This window comes from Bradyrhizobium sp. CCBAU 51753, assembly GCF_015291565.1.
Classification (GTDB): domain Bacteria; phylum Pseudomonadota; class Alphaproteobacteria; order Rhizobiales; family Xanthobacteraceae; genus Bradyrhizobium; species Bradyrhizobium ivorense.
In genome coordinates, this window is record NZ_CP030037.1 from 8,177,170 (window position 1) to 8,199,504 (window position 22,335).

The 22,335-nt window shown below is 64.7% G+C and carries 29 protein-coding genes and 1 tRNA gene; 14 read left to right on the forward strand and 16 right to left on the reverse strand.

Features of this window, described 5'->3' with window-relative positions; all coding sequences use genetic code 11:
* Positions 1-9 precede the first annotated feature (9 nt).
* The gene (locus XH93_RS37545) at positions 10-771 is read right to left on the reverse strand and encodes a sulfite exporter TauE/SafE family protein (RefSeq protein ID WP_194471321.1); all 762 of its coding nucleotides are present in this window, start codon (positions 769-771) and stop codon (positions 10-12) included.
* Between the two features lie 309 nt (positions 772-1,080).
* Here XH93_RS37545 and XH93_RS37550 point away from each other — a divergent pair, with 309 nt between their 5' ends.
* From XH93_RS37550 to XH93_RS37570, 5 genes are all read left to right on the forward strand, one after another.
* A complete protein-coding gene (locus XH93_RS37550) occupies positions 1,081-1,983 on the forward strand; it encodes a LysR substrate-binding domain-containing protein (RefSeq protein ID WP_139864812.1) in 903 nt (300 codons plus the stop codon).
* Between the two features lie 140 nt (positions 1,984-2,123).
* Positions 2,124-2,360 (forward strand): hypothetical protein, encoded by a 237-nt coding sequence (locus XH93_RS37555; RefSeq protein WP_139486500.1) that lies wholly within the window; start codon positions 2,124-2,126, stop codon positions 2,358-2,360.
* Complete coding sequence (locus XH93_RS37560; RefSeq protein WP_371814860.1) at positions 2,357-2,563, forward strand: hypothetical protein; 207 nt, start codon at positions 2,357-2,359, stop codon at positions 2,561-2,563. Before XH93_RS37555 ends, XH93_RS37560 begins: the two co-directional genes overlap by 4 nt.
* Before the next feature lie 234 nt (positions 2,564-2,797).
* The gene (gene uvrB / locus XH93_RS37565; RefSeq protein ID WP_194471322.1) at positions 2,798-5,722 is read left to right on the forward strand and encodes an excinuclease ABC subunit UvrB; all 2,925 of its coding nucleotides are present in this window, start codon (positions 2,798-2,800) and stop codon (positions 5,720-5,722) included.
* Positions 5,723-5,725: 3 nt separating this feature from the next.
* Positions 5,726-6,142 (forward strand): pyridoxamine 5'-phosphate oxidase family protein, encoded by a 417-nt coding sequence (locus XH93_RS37570; protein WP_194471323.1) that lies wholly within the window; start codon positions 5,726-5,728, stop codon positions 6,140-6,142.
* Positions 6,143-6,363: 221 nt separating this feature from the next.
* Here the strand turns inward: XH93_RS37570 and XH93_RS37575 are convergent, their stop codons facing one another.
* Positions 6,364-6,555, reverse strand: a complete 192-nt coding sequence (locus XH93_RS37575; RefSeq protein WP_229177207.1) for a hypothetical protein — start codon at positions 6,553-6,555, stop codon at positions 6,364-6,366.
* Positions 6,556-6,638: 83 nt separating this feature from the next.
* Positions 6,639-6,869 (reverse strand): hypothetical protein, encoded by a 231-nt coding sequence (locus tag XH93_RS37580; protein WP_139864817.1) that lies wholly within the window; start codon positions 6,867-6,869, stop codon positions 6,639-6,641.
* 414 nt (positions 6,870-7,283) lie between these two features.
* Between XH93_RS37580 and XH93_RS37585 the strand changes: the two genes are divergently transcribed.
* The 6 genes from XH93_RS37585 (at position 7,284) to XH93_RS37610 (ending at position 11,172) form a co-directional block, all read left to right on the forward strand.
* The gene (locus XH93_RS37585; RefSeq protein WP_194475493.1) at positions 7,284-7,727 is read left to right on the forward strand and encodes a nuclear transport factor 2 family protein; all 444 of its coding nucleotides are present in this window, start codon (positions 7,284-7,286) and stop codon (positions 7,725-7,727) included.
* 133 nt (positions 7,728-7,860) lie between these two features.
* On the forward strand, positions 7,861-8,121 hold the full coding sequence (locus XH93_RS37590; RefSeq protein WP_194471324.1) for a hypothetical protein: 261 nt from the start codon (positions 7,861-7,863) through the stop codon (positions 8,119-8,121).
* Positions 8,122-8,577: 456 nt separating this feature from the next.
* Positions 8,578-9,015: a nuclear transport factor 2 family protein gene (locus XH93_RS37595; RefSeq protein WP_194471325.1), complete on the forward strand. Its 438-nt coding sequence runs from the start codon at positions 8,578-8,580 to the stop codon at positions 9,013-9,015.
* A 244-nt stretch (positions 9,016-9,259) separates the two neighbouring features.
* Positions 9,260-10,183 carry a hypothetical protein gene (locus tag XH93_RS37600; RefSeq protein ID WP_194471326.1) on the forward strand — a complete coding sequence of 308 codons (924 nt, stop codon included), beginning with the start codon at positions 9,260-9,262 and terminating at the stop codon, positions 10,181-10,183.
* A 152-nt stretch (positions 10,184-10,335) separates the two neighbouring features.
* Positions 10,336-10,752 (forward strand): hypothetical protein, encoded by a 417-nt coding sequence (locus tag XH93_RS37605; RefSeq protein ID WP_139486508.1) that lies wholly within the window; start codon positions 10,336-10,338, stop codon positions 10,750-10,752.
* A 282-nt stretch (positions 10,753-11,034) separates the two neighbouring features.
* A complete protein-coding gene (locus tag XH93_RS37610) occupies positions 11,035-11,172 on the forward strand; it encodes a hypothetical protein (RefSeq protein ID WP_172627151.1) in 138 nt (45 codons plus the stop codon).
* 51 nt (positions 11,173-11,223) lie between these two features.
* Here XH93_RS37610 and XH93_RS37615 read toward each other — a convergent pair whose 3' ends face one another.
* From XH93_RS37615 to XH93_RS37625, 3 genes are all read right to left on the reverse strand, one after another.
* Positions 11,224-11,367 (reverse strand): hypothetical protein, encoded by a 144-nt coding sequence (locus XH93_RS37615; RefSeq protein WP_172627152.1) that lies wholly within the window; start codon positions 11,365-11,367, stop codon positions 11,224-11,226.
* Positions 11,368-11,527: 160 nt separating this feature from the next.
* Positions 11,528-12,010, reverse strand: a complete 483-nt coding sequence (locus XH93_RS37620) for a MaoC family dehydratase (RefSeq protein ID WP_139486510.1) — start codon at positions 12,008-12,010, stop codon at positions 11,528-11,530.
* A gap of 1 nt (position 12,011) precedes the next feature.
* Positions 12,012-12,470, reverse strand: a complete 459-nt coding sequence (locus XH93_RS37625) for a MaoC family dehydratase (protein ID WP_194471327.1) — start codon at positions 12,468-12,470, stop codon at positions 12,012-12,014.
* Between the two features lie 329 nt (positions 12,471-12,799).
* Here XH93_RS37625 and XH93_RS37630 point away from each other — a divergent pair, with 329 nt between their 5' ends.
* Positions 12,800-13,093, forward strand: a complete 294-nt coding sequence (locus XH93_RS37630; protein WP_139857755.1) for a DUF4282 domain-containing protein — start codon at positions 12,800-12,802, stop codon at positions 13,091-13,093.
* A 146-nt stretch (positions 13,094-13,239) separates the two neighbouring features.
* Entirely contained in the window at positions 13,240-13,392 is a 153-nt protein-coding gene (locus tag XH93_RS37635) for a hypothetical protein (protein ID WP_194471328.1), read from the forward strand.
* A 177-nt stretch (positions 13,393-13,569) separates the two neighbouring features.
* Here the strand turns inward: XH93_RS37635 and XH93_RS37640 are convergent, their stop codons facing one another.
* Positions 13,570-14,250: a ParA family protein gene (locus XH93_RS37640; protein WP_139486513.1), complete on the reverse strand. Its 681-nt coding sequence runs from the start codon at positions 14,248-14,250 to the stop codon at positions 13,570-13,572.
* Between the two features lie 34 nt (positions 14,251-14,284).
* Between XH93_RS37640 and XH93_RS37645 the strand changes: the two genes are divergently transcribed.
* A complete protein-coding gene (locus tag XH93_RS37645; protein WP_139857757.1) occupies positions 14,285-14,482 on the forward strand; it encodes a hypothetical protein in 198 nt (65 codons plus the stop codon).
* Positions 14,483-14,491: 9 nt separating this feature from the next.
* On the opposite strand, the gene XH93_RS37650 is transcribed toward XH93_RS37645, so the two are convergent.
* From XH93_RS37650 to XH93_RS37690, 9 genes are all read right to left on the reverse strand, one after another.
* The gene (locus XH93_RS37650; protein WP_371814861.1) at positions 14,492-14,917 is read right to left on the reverse strand and encodes a hypothetical protein; all 426 of its coding nucleotides are present in this window, start codon (positions 14,915-14,917) and stop codon (positions 14,492-14,494) included.
* A 60-nt stretch (positions 14,918-14,977) separates the two neighbouring features.
* Complete coding sequence (locus tag XH93_RS37655) at positions 14,978-15,283, reverse strand: hypothetical protein (RefSeq protein WP_139486516.1); 306 nt, start codon at positions 15,281-15,283, stop codon at positions 14,978-14,980.
* Positions 15,284-15,544: 261 nt separating this feature from the next.
* Positions 15,545-16,111: a DsrE family protein gene (locus tag XH93_RS37660; protein WP_194471329.1), complete on the reverse strand. Its 567-nt coding sequence runs from the start codon at positions 16,109-16,111 to the stop codon at positions 15,545-15,547.
* 30 nt (positions 16,112-16,141) lie between these two features.
* Positions 16,142-16,699 (reverse strand): hypothetical protein, encoded by a 558-nt coding sequence (locus XH93_RS37665; protein ID WP_139857759.1) that lies wholly within the window; start codon positions 16,697-16,699, stop codon positions 16,142-16,144.
* Complete coding sequence (locus XH93_RS37670) at positions 16,696-17,712, reverse strand: TAXI family TRAP transporter solute-binding subunit (RefSeq protein ID WP_194475494.1); 1,017 nt, start codon at positions 17,710-17,712, stop codon at positions 16,696-16,698. The genes XH93_RS37665 and XH93_RS37670 overlap by 4 nt, the downstream gene beginning before the upstream one ends.
* A 93-nt stretch (positions 17,713-17,805) precedes the next feature.
* The gene (locus XH93_RS37675) at positions 17,806-20,145 is read right to left on the reverse strand and encodes a hypothetical protein (protein WP_194471330.1); all 2,340 of its coding nucleotides are present in this window, start codon (positions 20,143-20,145) and stop codon (positions 17,806-17,808) included.
* A gap of 581 nt (positions 20,146-20,726) precedes the next feature.
* Positions 20,727-20,803: transfer RNA gene (locus XH93_RS37680), tRNA-His, on the reverse strand.
* 189 nt (positions 20,804-20,992) lie between these two features.
* Complete coding sequence (locus tag XH93_RS37685) at positions 20,993-21,427, reverse strand: phasin (protein WP_139486520.1); 435 nt, start codon at positions 21,425-21,427, stop codon at positions 20,993-20,995.
* 261 nt (positions 21,428-21,688) lie between these two features.
* Positions 21,689-22,072, reverse strand: a complete 384-nt coding sequence (locus tag XH93_RS37690; RefSeq protein ID WP_194471331.1) for a phasin family protein — start codon at positions 22,070-22,072, stop codon at positions 21,689-21,691.
* Between the last annotated feature and the right edge of the window lie 263 nt (positions 22,073-22,335).

Genomic DNA, 22,335 nt, shown 5'->3' on the forward strand with positions numbered 1-22,335 from the left:
TTCCAAAGCTCACTTCGCGACCGCAGTGTCACCCGCGAACATCAGCCAGCTGCCGTACAGCAGATAATAGCTCGCCACCGTCGTGATCAGGCGGTTGGCCCAGGTGCGGAACTGCTGGTCGCTCATCGCTTCCAGGATGCGCCGCGCCAGCGAGGTGCCGAGCATCGAGGCCGCGACTGCAACCGCCGCCAGCACCGGATCGAGCGAGGCGGCCTGATCGATGATGCCGCCAAAGTAGATCAGCTTGGTAAAGTGGCTCGCGACCTGGCAGGTCGCCTTGGTCGCCACGGTTTCGCGACGGTCGTAATTGCCGCCGAGGAAGAAGGTGTCCATCAGCGGTCCGGAGACGCCGGTCATCAGCATCAGCCCCATGCAGACCGAGCCGTAGAACGCGCCCTGCCAAACACTGTCCGGATTCGGCTTGATGCTGGCTGGCATCAGCCGCGCCATGAACGGCGTGACGCCGAGCAGCAGCAGCGCCACCGGCTTGTCGGGCACGTAGCGGGTGATCGACCACAGGCCGAGCGCGATCGCGCAGCCGATCATGTAGACCGCGGCCGGCCGCCAGCGGATATGCTTCCGCCACAGCAGAGCGCGCCAGCCGTTGGAGGCCATCTGGGTGATCGCATGCAGCACCATCGCCGACGGCAGCGGCAGGATCGCCAGCAGCACGCCGATCAGGATCAGCCCGCCGGCCATGCCGAACAGCCCCGACAGGAATGCGGTGGCGACCATCAAGGCCCCGAGCGCTGCGATGAGTAATGGCGACATTTGAAATCTCTTCTGTGCGAGTCGAACTGCAGGACCCGAGCACGGATATCTTCCCCTTCTCCCCGCGCGCGGGGAGAAGGTCGGGATGAGGGGGGTTCTCCGCGAGGTCGGTGAGAACCGGTTCGTGGGCGCTCCCCCTCACCCGGATCGCATCTGCGATGCGATCCGGCCTCTCCCCGCAGGCGGGGAGAGGCGAAGAAACTGCGCAGACTCGGCAACTAAACGAATGCCCACTCTTCTGCTCCGCTTGGCGTATTCCCGCAAACTGAGATATCTTGCCCTTGCATCAGCTTTCCTGAGGGTGACAAATTGCGGCGGCTGCTCTTTCTCAACGGCATCAAGGCATTCGAGGCCGCGGCGCGGACCGGCAGCTTTGCAGCCGCGGGCCATGAGCTCAACGTCTCGGCCGCCGCGATCAGCCGGATGGTGCATCTGTTGGAAGAGCGGCTCGGCGTCGCGCTGTTCGAGCGCAAGGCCAACCGGCTGGTCACCACCGCGGCGGGCCGCGCCTATCAGAGCGGGCTGACGCCGATCTTCGACGCGCTGGCGAGCCTCACCGCGCAGGTCACCGCCGCCAGCACGCGCGTCTTGACCGTCGGCGTCGGCCCAACCTTCGCGATGAAATGGATGATCCCGCACCTCGCCGAATTCCGCAAAGCCGAGCCCGACATCGAGGTGCGGATCACCACCGGCGGCATCGCGGTGCCGTTCGGCGACGACTGGAGCTGCGGCATCAAGCTCGGCGACGGCGAATGGCCGGGCCTCGTCGCCGAGCCGCTGTTCGCCGCCGACCTCATGCCGGTGTGCACGGCGCGGCTCGCCAACACGCTGAAACGCCCCGCCGACCTCAAGGGGCCGAGCCTGATCCGGGTGGCGCATTCGCCCGACGACTGGCCGTCCTGGCTGAAGGCGGCCGGCGTGCCGCGGCTGACCGCGCGCGGGCCCGAGTTCCAGTTCTACGGCCAGGCACTGCAGGCAGCTAGCGACGGGCTCGGCATCGCGATGGGGATCCGGCCCTATATCGACGACGACCTCGCCGCCGGCCGGCTGGTGGCGCCGTTCGCGCTCAGCGTGCCGAAGGGGATGCGCTGGTATCTGGTCTATCGCGGCTTCCATGCCGAGCAGCGCGACTTCGCCGCGTTCCGCCGCTGGATCATCCGCGCCGCGGCCGAGCCCGCCGCCGCACGCAAGGGCGCGCGCAGCGCCGGCTGATCCCATCCCCATACCGGCCCAGCGTCGACGCGCCGGTTCCGGCGCTGCCCCGCACAAATAAACCAGCCGGTTTGTGATCTCCTTCACACTCGGCACCGCGCGCCCGTGCTTCGATTGACAAGGACGTCAGAGGACGGCGGATGATTTACGGCGATTGTGAAATCAAGTCATTCGAGGTGGGGAAGGGGCAATGGCACGCCAGGATTCAACGGGTCGATCAAAGGCCGGTCGTCATCGATGGCATGTCGTTTCCGACGCTCGACATCGGCTTTGCGTGGTCAGATCCGGATGCGGCGATCGCGGACGCGAGGCGGCTCATCGACCGGTTCCCGCAGCGATTTGCCACGATAGTGCCGTCAGCCGAAGCCTTGTCGTGAACGGCAGCGCCATGGTCGCCGTCGTTCCGCAATGCGAACCCGATCCGGTGTGGCCCGCGCAAGTGCGCACCAGCTGCCCGGACTGCACCGCCAGGCTCGAACTGCTGCGTGTCATCCCCGGCCGCGCCGCCGAATACTGGACCCTGCGCTGCGCCGGCTGCGGCGGCATCCACATGGACATCGTCGACCGGCCGCGAGGCTGATACCTCGCCCCCGCTTGCGGGGAGAGGTCGGATCGCATCGCAAGATGCGACCCGGGTGAGGGGGTACAGGTCTCACAACTCGCTGAACTCGTGGATAGGCCCCTCACCCTTTCCCTCTTCCCGTGAAGAACGGGAACGAGAGCGTTACTGACATCTGCTGACAGCTAAATTCCGGGCCAAGAGCTCGCGCCCTTTGCCCTTTTCTCGCTGCCGGACTCGTCCCATATTCCGGCCATGGCGAAGACACCCAGCACTCCGAAAAAGCCCGGCAAAACCCCAAAATCCAAAGCGCACCGGCCCGACGTCCAACCGATCGGGCCTGCACTGGCTGAGCTGCTCAATCCCGCGATCAATCGCGGCGACGCCGGCATGGGCTCCGGCACCGGCCTGCAGCCGCCGCCGGACAATTCCTGGGATCGCCGCGCAGGCGGCGAGGCCGCGGCGCATCGCGCCCGGGCATCGACGCGCGAGACCAGTGGCGATGTCGCGAAGCGCGATGCCACGGGTCCTGGCGCGGGTCTTGGCGAGGCCCCGCAGGCCAATTACGGCACCTCGGCGACCGTGCCGACGCTCGACCCCGAGCTGGCGCGGCAGCTCGGCCTGCCGACTGCGGAGGACGACGACGAGGCGCTGGCCCGCCCGCCGCGCAGCAAGATGGAGGCGCTCGGCGTCAAGGCGACCGCCGACGCGCTGGAGAATCTGATCCGCGACGGCCGCCCCGAATTCCGCAAGGACGACGGCTCGATGCGGGTGTGGACCCCGCACCGGCCGCCGCGTCCGGAAAAGTCCGAAGGCGGCGTGCGCTTCGAGATTAAGTCCGAGTATCAGCCGAAGGGCGATCAGCCGACCGCGATCGCCGAGCTGGTCGAGGGCATCGGGCGCAACGACCGCACCCAGGTGCTGCTCGGCGTCACCGGCTCGGGCAAGACCTACACGATGGCCAAGGTGATCGAGGCGACGCAGCGCCCTGCCCTGATCCTCGCCCCGAACAAGACGCTGGCCGCGCAGCTCTACGGCGAGTTCAAGAACTTCTTCCCCGACAACGCGGTCGAGTACTTCGTCAGCTATTACGACTATTACCAGCCCGAGGCCTATGTGCCGCGGACCGACACCTATATCGAGAAGGATTCGTCGATCAACGAGCAGATCGACCGCATGCGCCACTCGGCGACGCGCGCGCTGCTCGAGCGCGACGACGTCATCATCGTGGCCTCGGTGTCCTGCATCTACGGTATCGGCTCGGTCGAGACCTACACCGCGATGACGTTTGCGCTGAAGAAGGGCGAGCGCATCGACCAGCGGCAGCTGATCGCCGACCTGGTCGCGCTGCAGTACAAGCGCACCCAGGCCGAGTTCACCCGCGGCACCTTCCGCGTCCGCGGCGATGTCATCGACATCTTCCCGGCGCACTATGAAGACCGCGCCTGGCGCGTGAACCTGTTCGGCGACACCGTGGAGAATATCGAGGAGTTCGATCCGCTCACCGGCCACAAGCAGGACGAGCTCGAATTCATCAAGATCTACGCCAACTCGCACTATGTGACGCCGCGCCCGACCCTGGTGCAGGCGATCAAGTCGATCAAGTCGGAGCTGAAGATCCGCCTCGACCAGCTCAACGACCAGGGCCGCCTTTTGGAAGCGCAGCGGCTCGAGCAGCGCACCACCTTCGATCTCGAGATGATGGAGGCGACGGGGAGCTGCGCCGGCATCGAGAACTATTCGCGCTATCTGACCGGCCGCCGCCCCGGCGAGCCGCCGCCGACGCTGTTCGAATACGTCCCCGACAACGCGCTGATCTTCGCCGACGAGAGCCACGTCACCGTGCCGCAGATCGGCGCCATGTTCCGCGGCGACTTCCGCCGCAAGGCGACCTTGGCCGAATACGGTTTCCGCCTGCCCTCCTGTATGGACAACCGCCCGCTCCGCTTCGAGGAGTGGGACATGATGCGGCCGCAGACCGTCGCCGTGTCGGCGACGCCGAGCGGCTGGGAGTTGAACGAGTCCGGCGGCGTGTTCGTCGAGCAGGTGATCCGCCCGACCGGGCTGATTGATCCGCCGGTCGACATTCGTCCGGCCCGCACCCAGGTCGACGACCTCGTCGGCGAGGTGCGCGCCACCGCGGCTGCCGGCTATCGCTCGCTCATCACGGTGCTGACCAAACGCATGGCGGAGGATCTCACCGAATACCTGCACGAGCAGGGCATTCGCGTCCGCTACATGCATTCGGATATCGACACCATCGAGCGCATCGAGATCATCCGGGATCTCCGGCTCGGCGCGTTCGACGCGCTGGTCGGCATCAACCTCTTGCGCGAGGGCCTCGACATTCCCGAATGCGCGCTGGTCGCGATCCTCGATGCCGACAAGGAAGGTTTTCTGCGCAGCGAGACCTCGCTGATCCAGACCATCGGCCGCGCCGCGCGCAATGTCGACGGCAAGGTGATCCTCTACGCCGACAGCATGACCGGATCGATGGAGCGCGCCATCGCCGAGACCAACCGCCGTCGCGAGAAGCAGGTCGAGTACAACGAGGCCAACGGCATCACGCCGGAGAGCGTCAAGAAGTCGATCGGCGACATCCTCAACTCGGTCTACGAGCGCGACCACGTGCTGGTCGAGATCGGCGACGGCGGCATGGCCGACGACGTCATCAGCATCGGCCACAATTTCGAGGCGGTGTTGAGCGACCTCGAAACCCGGATGCGCGAAGCCGCTGCCGATCTGAATTTCGAGGAAGCCGCGCGCCTGCGCGACGAGGTCAAGCGCCTGCGCGCGACCGAGATGGCTGTGGTCGACGACCCCACCGCGAAACAGCGCAACGTGCAGAAGCAGGCCGGCGCCTACGCCGGCACCAGAAAATACGGCGACGCCGCCAACCTCCCGGTCAGCGCGCTGAAGAACAAGGCGGCGCAAACCTCGGTCAAGGCCGGCCGCGGCGCCAAGTCCGGCTCACGGGTCCACAAGCCCCATCTCGACGAGATGCACGGCCCGGAATCGTTGCCGTTCCGCCCCGCCGGCGCGCTGCCGGCAAAGCCGTTCGGCGGAAGCAGCCGAATCATCCAACCGACCGACTCGCGGCAGTCGGGGCCCGAGTTCGGACCTTCGCCGCGGAGCAGCGGCGGCGCGCCGGGGAAGCGGGGCGGGTGGAAGAAAAGGTAGGCCATGACCCGCGCCGAGCTCCTCGCTTTCCTGCGGATGCATCGGCTCGCGGTCGTCAGCACGCTCCATGACGGCGCGCCGCAGGCCGCCGTCGTCGGCATCGCCGTCACCGACGACCTCGAGATCATCTTCGACACGCTGACGACGTCGCGGAAGTACAACAACCTCCGCAGCGATCCCCGCGCGGCGCTGGTGATCGGCTGGGACGCCGAACAGACCGTGCAATACGAGGGCGTCGCCGATTTTCCTGTTGGGGCGGAGCTTGCCGCGTGCAAGCAGGTCTACTTCGCGGCGTGGCCCGACGGTCCGGGGCGCGAGGCGTGGCCGAACATCGGCTATGTGCGGATGCGGCCGCAATGGGTGAGGTTCAGCGATTTTGCGCAGACACCGCCGCGGATCGAGGAGATGACGCTGCCTTAGACAGCGTCATCTCCTGCGTTCGGATTGCCTGATCGCACCCCGTCATTGCGAGCGAAGCGAAGCAATCCATGGCTCCGCATATGCGGGTCGATGGATTGCTTCGTCGCGGAGCCTGTCATCGGGCGCGTTTTCGCGCGACCCGTTGGCTCCTCGCAATGACGTGGAAATAGCGGGAACTCCGCTCGGCATCACTCGCGCGCAGCAAAGCGCCGCCGCTTACCCTACCCCGATCGCCGGTTGCTGGTGTTCTGGGTCAGGTTGCCGTGCGCGGCCTGTTCGCGGATGTTGTGCTTCTCGTCGTCGCGATGGCCCTTGGTGGTGTCGAGGGGAACGCCGGGCGCGCTGCCGGGACCCTTGTGGCTCTGGTTGTCGTCGGGAACGGGCCGGATGTTTGTTGTCTTTGGTTTCGTCATCAGTGTCTCCGTTACGCAAGGAGACAACGCCGCCCGCGCGGACGGCGTTCCGGAAACCTCTCTTCACATCTTGGCCGGTGGCCTCACAGCTTTTCCTGCCGCGGCGGGGGCGCCTGCTGCTCGCGCGCATGTTCCTTGGCGCGATGGCGGCCGTAGAGGCAGCCGGCGGCGGCGCCGAGCATGCCGTGATGGCCGGCATAATGGCCGGCGACACCGCCGACGACGGCGCCCTTGATGCAGCCCTTGGCGTCGGCCGGAGTTGCGGCGGCAAGCGCGGTGACGGCAATGGCGGTAGCGAGAACGATCGATTTCATGATGCAATCACTCCGTTGAAAGATTCATGCTCTCAACGGCGATGGTGGCAGGCCGGTTCCTGGTGAAGCCGAGCGCGTCCGAACCGCGGGGCCGGCAAACGGAGACGGCCGTGCGTATCATTTCCAACGGCAGCATCGCTCCGATGTCGGCATCGTTCTTCGCTCACCATCGATCTTGTGACCGCAAGGTCGCGCCATCGCAGCAAGCCGACCGCGCCACGGCGAGCCCGGCGCTCTTCACGATCCGGTCGCGACGGCTTGATCTCTGGCGTGCAGATTCGCTACAGATGCACGCCCTGGTTGCCGAACCAAATCGCCGCTGGCGCGTCAAACATTTGATCGATCGAGGACCGGTTCGGGCTACAATGCGACGCCGAGTCGGACCAAACCTGCGGAGCTGACATGGGCGAGTACATGGGCGAGGATGCAAACCGACAGCGCGTGCTGAATTTCCTCGACGTCTATTATGCCGGCGGCATCGAGGGCGCGCTCGAACGCTGCAGCGACGACATCGCGTTCCTCGCCAATGCGCCGGTCGACATCCTGCCGCATATGGGCCAGCACCGCGGCAAGGCCGCGCTGCGCCAGATGTGGACCACGATCCACGAGCGCTATTCCGAGATGCGCTACGAGGCGCCTGTGGTGGTGGCGCAGGGCAACCGGGTCGCCGCGCAACTGCGCGTATTCTTCCGCAAGCGCACCAATGAGCGCGTGGTGCAGTTCGACGTCGCGGTGTTCTACACCCTGCGCGACGGCCTGATCACCGAGATCCGCGAGATCATCGACACCTTCGACCTGGTGCAGCAGGTGCTGGAGCGCGACATCTCGGCCCTGCTGACCGGCCGCACCGGGCTGTAGCGCGGGCCCATCTCCTGCCTCGTGCGACGCCCGGCGTCACAAGCCGGTGAACGGCACCCCGGCGTTGAACCTCCCGCACCCCGCGCTGACGTACTCACTGGGCTGTTGCGGACGGCGGGGGCTGAACACCACCATGAAAATCACATTGCTGGCTTTGCTTGGCCTGGCGCTCGGCGCGCTTGGCGGCGCGGCGCTCGGCATCGGCGCCGGACTCACCTGGGTCGGCCTCGTCAGAACGGCGAGCATCGACAACGGCGCGCTGGTGTTTTTCACCCTGATGCCGCTCGGCGCCGCGATCGGCGGCATCGCCGGCGCGCTGCTGTTCGCCGTGATCGCGATCCGCGACGCCGAGATCATGATCGAGCGCCAGCCGGTGCGGCATCGCGACCGTTAGGCGACTGGCGGGTCTATTCCCCACAACGTGAGGTGAGCACCCTGGAAGGGCTCCCTCCCCCCTTGCGGGGGAGGGTTGGGGAGAGGGGTACCGCGCGACGTGCTCTCTCGATCTGCACCTGAACGCCGGTAACCGTTGTTGCGTGCGCGCGCTCGCTTCAATCCATCTCGCCCGGGGCCACCCCTCTCCCCGACCCTCTCCCGCAAGGGGAGAGGGAGCCTGACCGGCGTGCTCACCTCACCACGGCACGGCAGCGTGCCAGTCCGACTCGCGTTACGTGACGTCGTTCACATTCCCGTAGAATTCCGCGCAATTGTGCAATGCAAAATCTGCAGTTGCGTTTTGGCCGCTCCGTACTATTTCACCGTGCAATAGCGTGTGCAGCAATTGGGCACGGCGTCGACGCTGAGGCCCTCGCCGGCCGCTTTGAAAATCCAGTTTCAGGACCACGACAAAATGACAGAGCACAGCCTCTGGCGTTTTTCGCGCGCATTGCATCGCGCGATCAACGAACGCCAGCTTGAGGACATCGAGCCGCTGCTCGATGACGAGGTCGAATGGGCGATCTTCGGACCGATCGACCTGTTTTCGTTTTTCGGCTCGCGCCACGGCAAGGCCGCCGTGCTCGAGGTGATCAAGCAGATCGGCGAGAACCTGCGGGTGCACCGCTTCGACCGCGAGCAGATCATGCTGGGTACGGATTCGGCGGCCTCGATGCTGCGCTATTCGCTGACGGCGCTGGATTCCAACAAGCCGATCTCGCTCCGGATCGCGCATTTCGCCCAGTTCCGCGATGGCAAGCTAACGAGCTTCCGCGTGCTGGTCGACACCTTCGATCTGGTCGAGCAGACGGTGGGCTATCCGATCCATCTGCCGCGCATGGTCGCGGTCTGACGCTTTCCTGATCTCACGAGTTCGTCATGTCCGGGCCACCGGCGCGAAGGCTTCGCGTCGATGCTCCGGCCTCCGCGGCGTGTTTTGCCAGCCCCGAACGGGCCGCGGGCCGGATGCTGCGCGATCCTGTCGTGCAGCCCGGACATGACGGCGTCTTGTCGACGTCTTGCCGTCACGGCGCCGTCGCCACAATTTTGTACCAACGAAAACCGCATGATGCGGGCCTGGAATTTGCGGGCTGGGAATGACTCTTACATCACGATTTGGCTGGGCAAGGCTGCCAGTGCTGGCGGCCGGCTTCGGCATGGCCATGGCGCTTTCGGCAGCGGCGCAAACCCCGCCCGCGCAGGTCGACACTGACGAGGCAAGCGAGCAGGCGACCGAGCAGACCGCGCCGGCGGATGCCAATGCCCCGGCGGACGCCAACGCCGACATCCTGAAGGACATCGACGTAAGCAAGCTCGACTGGAGCCAGCTCGACACCGACTCGACCAGCCTGCCGACGCTGGCGCCGCGCCGCTCGGCCACGCCGAGCAGCACCGCGAGCAACGATCCGTCGTGGTCGACCAACCGCAACGGCAATGGCTCGTCGGCGGTCTCGGTCAAGCAACAGGTCTCGCCGTTTCTCGACACGCGGATCGGCGCCGACATGACGGTCGCCCGGCAGGGCACCATGACGACCCAGGAGCAGATCTCGGAACGGCTCGCCAATGGCGGCAGCCTGCCGCAATCCGGCGGCTCGGCCTGGGCCACGATCTCGGCGCCCGGCGTGGCCTCGATCTGGGACAAAACCTCGGTCGAGGCGCGGGTCGATCCGGGCACCGACCAGACCAAGCTCGGCACCTCGATCAGCAAGGCGGTGCCGCTGTCGGAGCAGTATTCGCTGACCCTGCAGAACGGCTACAACGTCACCCAGCAGGGCGTCGGCGGCATCGTCGGCCACCCGCAGCGCAGCTACGACACCGAGCAGTCGGCCAGCCTTTCGGTCAACGATACCGGCACCAGCATCACCGCGGGCCAGACCCTGACCTCCGACGACAAATGGCTGCGCCGGGTCGGCGCCGAGCAGAAACTGTTCGACGGCGTCACCGTCTCGGGCTCGGTCGGCGAGACCGCGCAGGGCACCACCGACAAGAGCATCCGCGCCGGCTACAAGCGCACATGGTGAACACTCCGTTAGCCTTGTCGTGCTAAATGATCAATCATTGCCGCAACTTGGCCCAGATGCTGTCAAATTCGGCGGGACTGATGGGCCGGTAACTTCATCACTTCGTCGTGCGGGGGACAGCCGCGCTTCGCGATGCACCAGGGGAAAAGCCGATGAACGCTACCAACCGTACCGAAGACGTTGAACAGACGGCGGAGGTCGACACCAATCTCGCTGCGGTCTCGGAGGTCGAGGCCGGCATCCGTGACTTCGTCCGCAATGACATCGCCTATCTGCGGCGGCCGGTGGCGAGCCCGGAGACCGCGCCGGTCGAGGCCAACACCGACGCCACCGTCAACAACGTCAACTCGCTGATCCAGCGCGTCGCCGGCACCTCGCTGGCCGAGATCGAGAAGCTGATCGGTGAGCTCGAGAGCCTGCGCGACCTGCTGCATGCCGAAGGCCAGCGCGTCCAGCGCGAGATCTCCGGCTATGCCCAGCTCAGCCAGGCCGCGATGAAGTCGACGCGCATGATCGCCGACAACGTCTCGCAGTGGAAGCGCGCCGCCGACGGCCTGCGCAACAGCTGATCTCGGACCTGCGTTAACCTGACAGCCGCCGCCTCTCCGAGGCGGCGGTTTTCATTTGCGGCGGGGTAAGGTCCGTAGCCCGGATGAGCGAAGCGATATCCGGGACCGGTGCTTCCTGTTGCACGAGACCCAGATGTCGCTTCGCTCATCCGGGCTACGGGAGCCCCCGGGGGCCCAGACCGTTGCCCAAACAACTTGCAGAATTCGATTTGAACTTTAAATGCGCAGGCCGCGACCAATTCCAGCCGCGATCAGGCGGCGGGCAGGCTGGGGCAGGCGTTCATGCAGAGCATTCGACCGGATAAAACCGATCCCATTCCGCTGCGCCGGCCACAGACCAGCGTCGGCACGATCATGATCCGGTTTGTCGGACTGCTGCTGGCCGCGACCGTGGTGCTGGTGCTGATCTGGAATCGATAAGTCAGGTGTGGATCGGGCGCGGATCCGCGCCGATGGTTAGCGGTGTCTGAACTAGCGATTGATGCTCGCGGTGGTCTCGAACGAGTAATTGCCGTCGGCAAAGCCCTTCACGACCAGACCGGTGGCCAACATCACCACAAGCGTCACCGTTGCGAAGATAATGCCGACCAGCTTCAGTGCGCTGCGGTCTGCCATGGTCATCCCCTGAAGTTCGTGCCCGCGATCCATAGGCAGGCACAAAGGTTCAAAATGCGTTAGCAAAAAATGGGTTCCATGCAACGCACAACTGCGCGGGCCGGCAAGTCGCCTGCCAACCATGGCTTTGGCGCAACAGATCAGATGCCCGCGGGCAACATCAGGAACCGGGATTGCGGCGCGGCACGAAGGCGGTCGCGAGGAACGAGAACACCACTTCGCCGCGCTGATTGGTGCCGGTGTTGCGGGCCTGCAGGATGCCCCATTCGGGCCGGCTCGACGAGGTGCGCTTGGTCTCGGCTTCGTTGGTGAAGCTGATGGTGTCGCCGGCCAACACCGGGCGAATCCAGCGCAGCTCGCGGAAGCCCGGCGACGGGCCCCAGACCGCGACCGTCTCGCCGCGCGCGGCCTCTTCCGCCGACCGCCGCTGGCCGTCGGCGACCAAGAGCTTCATGCAGACCGCGGCGACGTGCCAGCCCGACGCGGCAAGCCCGCCGAACAGCGAATTGCGCCCCGCCTCCTCGTCGAGATGGAAGCGCTGCGGATCGAACTGCGCGGCAAAGCGCTTGATGTCCTCCGCCGTGAAGGTGAACGAGCCGAAGGCGCGGCGGTCGCCGATCTCGATGTCTTCGAAGAAGGCCATGTTACACACCCCCGCCGTCGCGACGGCTGACGATGATCGGCGACTCCATCTCGCACAGCACCTCGCCGCGCGCATTGCGGATCGTGCCCTTGAAGGTGACGATGCCGGTCGCGGGGCGGCTCTTCGAGACGCGGGCCTCGACGACGTCGACGTCGAGCGTCAGATCGTCGCCGGGACGCAGCGGCGCCATCCAGCGCATCTCGTTGACGCCGGGCGAGCCGAGCGAGGCGGTGCGGCCGATGAAGCCGTCGAACAGCATCCGCATCATCAGCGAGCCCAGGTGCCAGCCCGAGCCGGAAAGCCCCCTGAGCATGGATTTTTTCGCCGCCTCCTCGTCGAGATGCATCGGCTGCGGGTCGAATTCGGCGGCAAAAGCGAGGATTTCCTCGCGCGAAACATGGCGCGGGCCGAACGTTCCGAGGCGGCCGGGCTTGAAGTCTTCGAAGGTCAGCGTGGTCATTTAGCGCGGTGATGGGATGAGGATATGTGCCGAGGGAGCCCGATTGTGGCCGTTATTTGCGGCAATCACAACCGGCCCACTCGCATAGCTCGCCCTTCGCCGCCGGCGCGCGGCTGAGGGCCGGCCCTTTGCGGGGACAGTTTGCTGCGGCTTGAATGGCCTCATGGCGAGGAGGCGCCTTGGCGCTGTTCTCGAACCATGCGGCCCGGCCGGTGCCCTCGTCCGCCGCGACGCTTGCTGCGCAGGCGCCTCAGGATGAGGTAATCAGGCCGGTTATGACGCAGTAGGATGAGACGCGAATCACATTCGGCTTGCCGGGAGAACCATCGATGTTCGATTTCCAGGATCTGTTCCAGTGGGACCGCTTCATCACGCCCACGATCATCAAGACGTTCTACTGGCTGGTGATCGGTGTCATCGTGCTGTTCGGGATCTCCGGCATCCTGTCGGCGCTGTCGGCGATGGCGATCAGCCCGTTCGTCGGCTTCATCCTGCTGCTGGCATCGATCGCCAGCGTCATCGTCGGCATCGTGTTCTCGCGCATCGTCGCCGAGTTCATCCTGATCGTGTTTCGCATCAACGAGCATCTCGGCGCGATCCGCGACCAGGGCGGCACGCGCTGAGCCTTGCTGCGGACGTCCGATCGGCCCGCGCGTGGTTAATCCGAAGTAGCAGCCGCCGGCAAATGCCAAACAAATCGCGACCGGGATTTTAAAGGCCGGTCGCGTATCAGCGTCCCCGCTGAGCTGAAGACCAACGCGGGGGCGTCGTGAATTCGAATAGCCGTTTGATTGCGGTGAGGCCGGGACTTGTCGTCAAGCCGGGCTTTACCACCGAGGATATTTTGTGGGCTGTCGGCATCTGGTCGGTGATCCTGACCCTGGCGCCGGTGATCCTGTTTTATTTGCTGATGGTGGCCTGAGGCCAATCCCATCCTGTCATTCCGGGATGGTGCGCGAGCACCAGACCCGGAATCTCGAGATTCCGGGTTCGCTCTAACGAGCGCCCCGGAATGTCTCTTAGACTAGACATGTTGCAGTCACAAAAAACGCGCGGGTCCCGCGCGTTCTTCCAGTTCGGGCAAAAAAAAGCGGCGTTGTTACGCCGCTTGCTTGTGCATCGCGCCGGACGCCGACGCCGTACCGCGGATCGCCTTGATCGAGCGTTCGATCGCGCCCCACAGCCGCTGGATCTCGGCGGCGGCGCGGCCTTCCGCGTAGTATTCGCGGGCGCCTTCACCCTGGCCGAGCGCCATCAAGAGATCGGCGCGGTTGGTGATCTGGCCGCTCCACACCGGTGCGCGGAATTTCGCCAGCGCCTCGCGCGCGATCGCGACGATGCGGCTTTCGGCATTGTCACGCTGCGCCGGCGCGCCGTTGATCACGACGGCGTAGGGCTTGCGCATCGAGCGGCAGGTCTGGATGGTTTCCTGCACCGCATTGACGTCGAACACGCCGGGCCGCGCCGGAATGATCACCATCGTTGCGTTCTTGATGGAGTCGTCGACGACGGCCGAGAGATTCGGCGGCGTGTCGATGAACACCCATTCGATACCGTCACGCTTGGCTTGCGCCAGGATTCCACTGACCGAGTTCACGGCCGTCTTGATCTGCGGCTCGTTGGTGCCGCGCAATTTGTGCCACAGGGTCAGCGAGCCCTGCGGATCGGCATCGATCAGCAGACACGGCTTCGTTGCCTTGTGCACTTGCGCGGCGAGGTGAGCAGCCAGGGTGCTTTTCCCCGAGCCCCCCTTACGCGAAGCGAAAACAATGACGTTCATACCTTGGCCTCCACATTGACCCCAGGAGGCGAAAATGAATCAGCACGATGATTCGCGAAAGAAAAAACTTCTTGCAAATCGCAAAGCCGCCAAGATTACCGGCGCATTCTGGTTTTTGAGTCACACTTCATTTATGACACAACCGGAAATGGAGCATGGATTTGCGCGCGACGCGAGCGGCGTCCCGTGTGAAGAAGCCGAGTCAAAACAAAAAGCTAACCGCTTGATTTGACTCGAGGCCCTAGCGCTTTTCGGCGGCCTTCGCGCGCTCGCGCTCGATCCATTTGCGTTCGATCCAGCCGAGCAATTGCGCGGTGGGTTTCTGCAGGAACGGAACATCCTGCGCGAACAAAAGGAGTCCGAGCGGCAGCATCCAGAGTCCGAGCACCGGCAGGAAGCTGAAGATGCCGCCGACGATCAACAGCAACGCGAGCGGAATCCGCACATAGATCGACGACGGCTTGCGCAGCCACGCGACGAAGCGCGCCGGCCCGGCGGGAAGTTTGGCCTCGAACCAGGCGAAGTGCCGATCGATTTCCAGTTTGTAGTATTCGCTCACGCTTGTCCTCTCCATCCATCCCGCATGGCGGAACGGAGTCCGTAAAGCACACAAGCAGCAGAGATGATGCTGCGTGACAGCGTCACAACGCGTCAGTCTGTCGCGCATGCAGGCCTTGAAACCGCCGACGCGTTCACAGCCAGGCGCCGGCTGCGTGGACCAACGCGCTCAGTTGGCCGCCGGTTTCGGCTTCTTCGCCCGGTGCGACTTCGCGGGCTTGCGCTTGACCGCGACCGGCCGCCGTTCCATGCGCTCGCGCGCCTCGCGCGGTTCCGGACCCGGGCGGAAGAACGCCTTGCACGCCGGCGACAGCAGCGCCTTGTTCCTGATCATGCAGACGGTGACCCGATCGACATCCGGGATCTCGGGCCCGCAGAGCCGGAACGCATCCGGCGTGCAGGCCTGCTGCTGCTCGGCTGTATAAGCCTCGCCCCGGCTCGGCACCAGCGCGACCGCAAGCCCGAAAGCTGACATCAGCGCAAACGAAACTGTCCTTGAACCAGCGATCCCCATGCGCATCCCCCCAAGGCGGCGTTTCGGGGGATAGTGGGTGAACGGACGAGGAAGCGCAAGCGGGCGAGATGACACGCCGGGGTGGTTGGGGGCTTTGGCCCCCTTTATAGGCTTGATCCTTATATTTTTTCCCGAGATCTGGCTCCGTGACGCAGCAGGGCGGCATCACGGAGATGATGCGGAGCGGTGATGGTGCCGGTTCGGCGTTGCTATCGCAGCGCGTCACGGCTTCACATACGACCAACCCTGCTCCTGCAGCTCCATGACACGCACGACGCCCGATTTCACGACCTTCGCCTCCGAAATCAGGGGGATCTCCTTGCTTTCAACCTTGCTCATGTTTTCCCGCGTATTGCCGCAGGCTTCGAAGGAGATCGATGGCGAGTTTTCCGAGATGGTCTTGATCCTCGTCTTCACCGGCGAGGTGTCGTCGCGCAGCATGTGCAGGCCAGGACCGTAAGCGACGATGTCGACCTTCACCTCCTCGCCGAGGTCCTTGTAATACTGCATCACGTTGGTTGCGTTGTTGAGCGCAAGGCTCATCATCGCGGGATCGTTGGCATTGACCTGAAGGATCAGGCGATGCGATTTTGCGGCGGCAGGGCCCTTCGATTGCGCCGTCGCCACATGCTTCTTCGCCGACGACGGCGCCACGTGCGCCTTCGGCTGCGCTGCCACCGACGGCGGCGTCGCGAGCGTTTTCTCCTGTGCGACCGCAGATGGCGACACCGCGATGAACAGCGCTATGACCCAGGCCATCACTGCGGCGGTATTTCCACTCTTCATCATGACGTATCTCCCTTGAGAGTTCGACTACACTCAGCCGCGTGGCTTCGCTGCGGCTTGTGGCCATTTACACACCTCGGCGAACCGACCCCGCACCCTCTTCAGTCCGGCAAGCAGGAAATGCCCTTCCAGTGCCGCTCCGTTTCGGCTCACAAGACGGATGGCAACCTCTCCCTCTTCAGGAAAAGATTGCAGCAAGCCCACGACGTCGCCGGTGAACGCAACGCCCGTTCCAGACAATGGCGAAGCTCCCGCAAGCGTCACCGGCGGATGGTCATTGATGCGATAGGAAATCGCGTAACCGTCCCTGCTGCGCTCGAAGGCCGGCCCTGCGACGACAAGCTCCGTACGGCCGGCATGGCAATGAATCGACAGATGCATCGACGAGCCACTTGAGCCGTCGCGCGAAAAGGTCGTGGCGGTGACAATCGGCTTGTAGTCCACGGGCGACGTCGTCGCGCTGACAATCCAATTGTCGACCGCCGTGGCCGGGCGAGCCGGCCCAAGAGCCCCGGTCGCATCGGTCGCGCCTTGCGCAAGAGCGAACCCGCTCACGATTTCCAATGCGATGGCCAGAGCGATCGCTCTCATCGCGATACGCGCGCAGTACGCGCCTGTCGATCCAGCCACTCCTGCGCTGCCCCGAACCGGTCGAGGCCGGGCACCGTCGCGGCGAGATTGATCGACTGCCATTTCGGGTCGAAGCCCGGCGCCTGCAGCTTATCGATCCGGGAAAACAGGGTATCGACGAGGCGGGCGACGCGCTGATAGCGGTTGGATTCAGCCGGCCAGTTATACGCAACCAGGGCGGTCGGCACCGCAATGGTCGGTATGCTCTGGTCCTCCTTGATCAGGTTGGGGTACTCGCGCGCCTCCAGCACCGCGGGAAGATAGTAATCCTCGAATTTGCTTTCATATTTCACGGGGAGGAACTTGAAGCCGGGATCCCAGCGTCCGCGCACGAACGCATCGACCGGCTTCGAGGTGATGAAAACGACCGCCGCCATCTCGCCCTTGCGCATCTGCTCCAGCGCGACCTGATGCGGAATGAAGGTCTTCTCCGCCTCGATGCCGAGACGGCTGAAGATCAGCGGCCCCGAATAGGCGGCAGCCGTGCCCTGGGTGTTGAAATTCACCTTCTTGCCGGCGAGATCCTGCAGGCTCTGGATCTCGGGCCGAACAAAAACATGCAGCTCCGAGGGGAAGAGATTGAGCAGGTAAGTGATCCGGCGCTGAATCCCCGGGACCTGGATCCTGTACTCTTCGAGCGCATCGGAATTGATGATCGCGACATCGACCCCGCGCAAATAGAGCAGCGAATTCAGGTTCTCGGTGGCGCCGCGGGTGACGATCGGCAGGACATGCAGATTCGGCCCGTCGTCGACGACGCGAGCGATCTCCGCCGCAAGCCGAAGCGGCGCCCCCTCGATCAACCCGCCGGCAAGGCCGACCGTCCAGGCATTCATCCGCTCCCTTCTTTCTATTTCGGCGGGAGAACGCTGCATCTGGCGGACGCGCTGCGTCTGCGCCTCCACAGTGACGGGCTGAAGAGCCAGAATCGCCGGCGCCAACACGGCGAGCAACAAGCGCGATATAAGGGTCATATTCATCGGAAAACTCCCTCGCAAAACCGCCTCGGCTTCGGTGCCGCTGGCCACGTCGAAGCCCGACGCGCAAAATATCCGACGTCAATTCTTCTACTGATTCAGCTTGTCCAATCGATCCTTCGCAACCCGAATTCCGCCGGCCTGCGCCCTCACGTAAAATTCCCGCGCCTTCGTCGCATCGCCCCGTGTTCCGTACGTTCCCCATGTGGAGAGAATGCCGGGATCATAGGTCTCCGCGAGCGTGAAGTTTGCCAGTGCGCTGCCGGTCTCGACGGCGCGCTGGAGCACGGTCCGCGCCGCGCCGATGTTTCCCTGACCGAGCAGCGTGCGGGCGCGCGCGATCAGCCTCGTTGCCTCCGGATTTTCTCGCGCTTCTCCGGTCGCCGGCTGCACCGTCGCCGCTGCGTCCGTCGCCTGCGCTGTTCTGGAGGTGTTACTGTTGACCGCGGCCTCGGCGGGAACACGTAGATCGGTCGCACGCCGCGCGGACTCGACGTCGCGTGCCGTCGCCTCGGTCCGGCTGCGCTCTTGCTGCAGGGCTTGTCGCAACTCGGTCATCGAACTCTCCGTCGAACGCCGGAGTTGCAGCGTTTCCTCGCTCGCCTTCTGCAATTGCGCCGTCTGTACCCCGTTGTCGCGCCGCGCGGTGGCCAGTTCGTCCGCCAGTGCGGCAGTGCGCGCGCGTTCCTCGTCGAGCGCCTGACGATGCTTTTCCGTACTTGTGGCCAGTTCTTGCCGCGCGGCCGCGGCCTCCTGTGCGAGGGCAGCCGCCTTCTGCCGCTCCTGGTCGAGCGATTTTGCGCTGCTCGCCGCTTCTGCCTGCCTGAGCTGCTCGGCTTCGTCGCCCGTCTTGCGCAATTGCGTCGCCTGCGCCTCATTGTCGTGCTGCGCCGTGGCGAGCGCGCTCGCCAGTGCGGCGCTGCGCGCGCGTTCCTTGTCGAGCGCTTGACGATGTTCCTCCGTGCTCGTAGCCAGCTCCTGTCGCGCGGCGGCGGCCTCCTGTGCGAGGGCAGCCGCTTTCTGCCGCTCCTGGTCGAGCGCCTGCGCGCTGTTCGCGGCTTCCACCTGCCTGAGCTGCTCGGCTTCCTCGCTCGTCTTGCGCAGATTCGCCGCCTGCATCTCGTTGTCGTGCTGCGCCGTGGCGAGTCCGCTTGCCAGCGCGGCGCTGTGCGCGCGTTCCTCGTCGAGCGCTTGACGATGTTTTGCCGTGCTCGCGGTCAGCGCTTGTTGCGCGGCCGCGGCCTGCGTGAGGGCATCCGTCTTCTGCCGCTCCAGGTCGTGCAATTGTGCGTCGTTCGCTGTTGCCGCCTGCTTGAGCCGCTCTGCGTCCTCGTTCGCCTTGCGCAATTGCGCCGCCTGCGTCTCGTTTTCGCGCTGCGCTGCGGCGAGCGCACTCGCCAGTGCGGCACTGTGCGCGCGCTCCTCGTCGAGCGCTTGATCATGTCTTGCCGTGCTTGTGGTCAACTCTTCTCGCGCGGCCGCCGCCTCCTGCGCGAGGGCATCGGTCTTCTGTCGCTCCTGGTCGAGCGCTTGTGCACTGTTCGCCGCTCTCGCCTGCTTGAGCCGCTCCATCTCCTCGCCCGCCTTGCGCAATTGCGCCGCCTGCATCTCGTTTTCACGCTGCGCAGTGGCGAGTCCGCTCGCCAAGGCGGCGCTGTGCGCGCGTTCCTCGTCGAGCGCCTGACGATGTGCTGCCGTGCTTGCGGTCAGCGCTCGCTGCGCGGCTGCAGCTTCCTCCGCGAGGGCATTCGTTTTCTGCCGCTCCTGGTCGAGCAATTGGGCGCTATCTGCAGCTTTTGCCTGTCTGAGCTGCTCCATTTCCGCACGCGTCTTGCGCAATTGCGCAGCCTGCACCTCGTTGTCGCGCTGCGCGGTGGCGAGTTCGCTCGCCAACGCGGCACTCCGTGCGCGTTCGTCGTCGAGCGCCTGACGATGTCCTGCCGTGCTTGTGGCCAGCTCCTGTCGCGCGGCTGCGGCTTCCTGCGCGAGAGCAGCCGTTTTCTGCTGCTCCTTGTCCAGCAATTGCGCGCTCCTCGCGGCTTCCGCCCTTAGCTGCGCATCGAGCCGCTCGACGGCCTGCCGGGCCTCGGACAGTTCGTTCGCCAGGAACTCTCGACGCGGCTCCAGAGATGATTGCGTCTGCGACGTCGACGCGTCCACGGACTGCCCGGCCCGCACGGCCGCCTGCGGTGTGGCCTTGGTCCCGGACTGCTGCTGAAGCGCCGACATCTCGGTCTTCCGCGAGCCCTCGCCCGCTAACAAGCTGTCTTGCTCAAGATCGGAATTGATTCGCATATACGCCGCCGCGAAGACCGCCGCAGCGATCAGACAGGCCGCAAGCAGCCGCGCGCCCAACGACCACTGTCCAAGTCGAGAGGAGTTGCTCGATTGATCGAACTCTTCTGGGAGATATTCATCGTCGTCCGACACTGACCGCCAATGCGTCGGCGTGATCTCGCTTGGCGTACCATCTTCAGCGACCCATTGACCGGCTTCAACTGACCAGTAAGCGATATCACTGGTCCCAGTCGGATCGTGCTCGAGGATAAGTACTGTCCCGTCCCTCGGTGCAGTCTCGATCGCGTGGCGCATAGCAAGGACGATTATTTATTTTGACGATGTGATCGGACTATTCCAGCTCCATTCCCCCAGCGCGGCACGCTATGCCCGCACGGACAGCGCCTCAATACTCCTTCAGGGGTACCGAATTTGTGCCTGCGGCGAAGGTGAAAAAATAGCGATGGCGTCAGCGCGTCCACTGGCACGGTTCCATGTGGAGCGGCCACCGCAATACAGTGAAGCAGGCGCAAAGGCCGAGTGGACTGGATCGTCGAGCTCAATTGGGTGGAAGGAGCACCTCAGCCCAACGCATCAACCGCAACCTCGAGGCGAAGATTCCGCGAGGTCAACGCGTTCGGTGGGGCTGCGCCAACGTCGCGGAGGCAAGCAGATTTGGGCGACAGATCTGGCCCGTCGGTAAGACGCTGAGGGCTGAGCGCTGCAAACGGTGATGGTACAGTTGGGTGGGCTCGAACCACCGACCTCCTGTTCCACAGACAGGCGCTCTAACCAACTGAGCTACAACTGCATCCTGACGCGCGGCCCCGCCGAAAGGGGGGCGGCGATTTCGGGCGGAAACTAGGTGCAACGCCGGAGTTTGGCAAGGCCGTAACGCAGGCTTTTGCACCTTCGGCATGGGCGATTTTCGCGCCCCATCGTTAAAGAAAAAGGCCCGGACGCGCGGCCCGGGCCTTCGCTGATGGTCTGCGGGTCGCGCTCAGGCGGCCGGCTTGTAGTACTTCGAGGCGTTGGCCTTGATCGGCTCGGCGGCCTCGTTGACGACCTTCTGGCCGAGCTCGGCCAGTTCCTTGGCCTGCGCGGTGTAGGTCTCGAACTGCTTGCGCGCGTGCGCCGTCCACAGCTCGAGCGCCTCCGACGGCGTCTTCACGCCGAACAGCTCCTGCGCGAAGTCGAGCGAGGAGGTGGTGTTGGCCTTGAAGAACTCGATCAGCTTGGCCGAGTAGGCGCTGGCGCCCTTGTTGTAGGACGAGAACACGGCCTCGACCGTGGAGTTGTGGGTCTCGGCAGCGTCCTTGAACTTGGCGTAGCTGTCGCGGGCCTGCAGCACGCCCTTTTCGGCGAACGCACGCATCTGCTCGGGAACCTCAAACGGGATGATCGAAGCGGAAAACGGATCGGACGGATTGGTCATTGACGTGCATCCTTCGCAACGGGTGGTAATCGATGTGACCCCTCGCGACGTCCCGGAACCTGGAAAGTCCGAACGTTGAGGAGGATCACGCTGCCTTGGTTCACGGGGAATGCCCTTCGTCGGGCCTCACAAGTAAACACCCATATCATGTCAATTTTGTGCAACGCAACGTAAGATCGTGTGCGACGCCATATTTTTTATGACACGGAATATTCGATTACCTGCGCCCGGCGAAGGGATGCCGGCCAGCTCGGCCGGCGGTCAGTTGTTCGGCTTCACCGCCTCCATCGCCGCGCGGCCGACGGTCTGGCCCATCTCGCTGGCCTGCTCGGCCAGCGCACGCATCTGGCCCTGCACATATTCGCCGTGCAGCTTCATGATCTCGGTGAAATCCTTGGCCTTGAGCAGCGACTGGGCATAGTCCAGCGATGCCTGCACGTTCTGCTCGGCATAGGCGAGCGCCTTGGCGGAAATGTCCCTGGCGCCGGCGCGCATCGTGGCGTTGCGCTCCTCGACCCGGTCAGCCGCGGCTTCCGCGTTCGAGACGAACTGCTCGAACGCCTTGCGCGCCTGGTCGAAGCTGGTTTCGGCCATCGATCGCACGTCCTTCGGAATCTCGAAATGGTCACGCCCGTTACTGGTCATTGGCGTCTCCTTGGCTGAATGATCGACCTGCCGGATGGCCCTGGCAGGCCGCGGCAGATATACCGGGGTGCCGCATCGCAGGTGTGACGCGGCGCCGCTCCGGTTCCGCGTCCTGCGCCTGCTGCAACGGCTTCCCTTCAACGCAAGAGCGCGGTGGATCGTTCAGCCGAGTTAACGTTATCCCGCCTTTGCCGCGCCCCGGCCGGGCCGTGCCGTGGACCTGCCGCTGTCGGCTTGCGATACTAACCATCTGTTAAGGCTGT

Coding starts and splice junctions, on each gene's coding strand:
- XH93_RS37545 (WP_194471321.1), bottom strand. CDS start 771: ATGTCGCCATTACTCATCGCAGCGCTCGGGGCCTTGATGGTCGCCACC.
- XH93_RS37555 (WP_139486500.1), top strand. CDS start 2,124: ATGATTTACGGCGATTGTGAAATCAAGTCATTCGAGGTGGGGAAGGGG.
- uvrB (WP_194471322.1), top strand. CDS start 2,798: ATGGCGAAGACACCCAGCACTCCGAAAAAGCCCGGCAAAACCCCAAAA.
- XH93_RS37570 (WP_194471323.1), top strand. CDS start 5,726: ATGACCCGCGCCGAGCTCCTCGCTTTCCTGCGGATGCATCGGCTCGCG.
- XH93_RS37575 (WP_229177207.1), bottom strand. CDS start 6,555: ATGACGAAACCAAAGACAACAAACATCCGGCCCGTTCCCGACGACAAC.
- XH93_RS37580 (WP_139864817.1), bottom strand. CDS start 6,869: ATGAAATCGATCGTTCTCGCTACCGCCATTGCCGTCACCGCGCTTGCC.
- XH93_RS37585 (WP_194475493.1), top strand. CDS start 7,284: ATGGGCGAGGATGCAAACCGACAGCGCGTGCTGAATTTCCTCGACGTC.
- XH93_RS37590 (WP_194471324.1), top strand. CDS start 7,861: ATGAAAATCACATTGCTGGCTTTGCTTGGCCTGGCGCTCGGCGCGCTT.
- XH93_RS37595 (WP_194471325.1), top strand. CDS start 8,578: ATGACAGAGCACAGCCTCTGGCGTTTTTCGCGCGCATTGCATCGCGCG.
- XH93_RS37600 (WP_194471326.1), top strand. CDS start 9,260: ATGACTCTTACATCACGATTTGGCTGGGCAAGGCTGCCAGTGCTGGCG.
- XH93_RS37605 (WP_139486508.1), top strand. CDS start 10,336: ATGAACGCTACCAACCGTACCGAAGACGTTGAACAGACGGCGGAGGTC.
- XH93_RS37610 (WP_172627151.1), top strand. CDS start 11,035: ATGCAGAGCATTCGACCGGATAAAACCGATCCCATTCCGCTGCGCCGG.
- XH93_RS37615 (WP_172627152.1), bottom strand. CDS start 11,367: ATGGCAGACCGCAGCGCACTGAAGCTGGTCGGCATTATCTTCGCAACG.
- XH93_RS37620 (WP_139486510.1), bottom strand. CDS start 12,010: ATGGCCTTCTTCGAAGACATCGAGATCGGCGACCGCCGCGCCTTCGGC.
- XH93_RS37625 (WP_194471327.1), bottom strand. CDS start 12,470: ATGACCACGCTGACCTTCGAAGACTTCAAGCCCGGCCGCCTCGGAACG.
- XH93_RS37630 (WP_139857755.1), top strand. CDS start 12,800: ATGTTCGATTTCCAGGATCTGTTCCAGTGGGACCGCTTCATCACGCCC.
- XH93_RS37640 (WP_139486513.1), bottom strand. CDS start 14,250: ATGAACGTCATTGTTTTCGCTTCGCGTAAGGGGGGCTCGGGGAAAAGC.
- XH93_RS37645 (WP_139857757.1), top strand. CDS start 14,285: ATGAATCAGCACGATGATTCGCGAAAGAAAAAACTTCTTGCAAATCGC.
- XH93_RS37650 (WP_371814861.1), bottom strand. CDS start 14,917: ATGCGCGACAGACTGACGCGTTGTGACGCTGTCACGCAGCATCATCTC.
- XH93_RS37655 (WP_139486516.1), bottom strand. CDS start 15,283: ATGTCAGCTTTCGGGCTTGCGGTCGCGCTGGTGCCGAGCCGGGGCGAG.
- XH93_RS37660 (WP_194471329.1), bottom strand. CDS start 16,111: ATGATGAAGAGTGGAAATACCGCCGCAGTGATGGCCTGGGTCATAGCG.
- XH93_RS37665 (WP_139857759.1), bottom strand. CDS start 16,699: ATGAGAGCGATCGCTCTGGCCATCGCATTGGAAATCGTGAGCGGGTTC.
- XH93_RS37670 (WP_194475494.1), bottom strand. CDS start 17,712: ATGACCCTTATATCGCGCTTGTTGCTCGCCGTGTTGGCGCCGGCGATT.
- XH93_RS37685 (WP_139486520.1), bottom strand. CDS start 21,427: ATGACCAATCCGTCCGATCCGTTTTCCGCTTCGATCATCCCGTTTGAG.
- XH93_RS37690 (WP_194471331.1), bottom strand. CDS start 22,072: ATGACCAGTAACGGGCGTGACCATTTCGAGATTCCGAAGGACGTGCGA.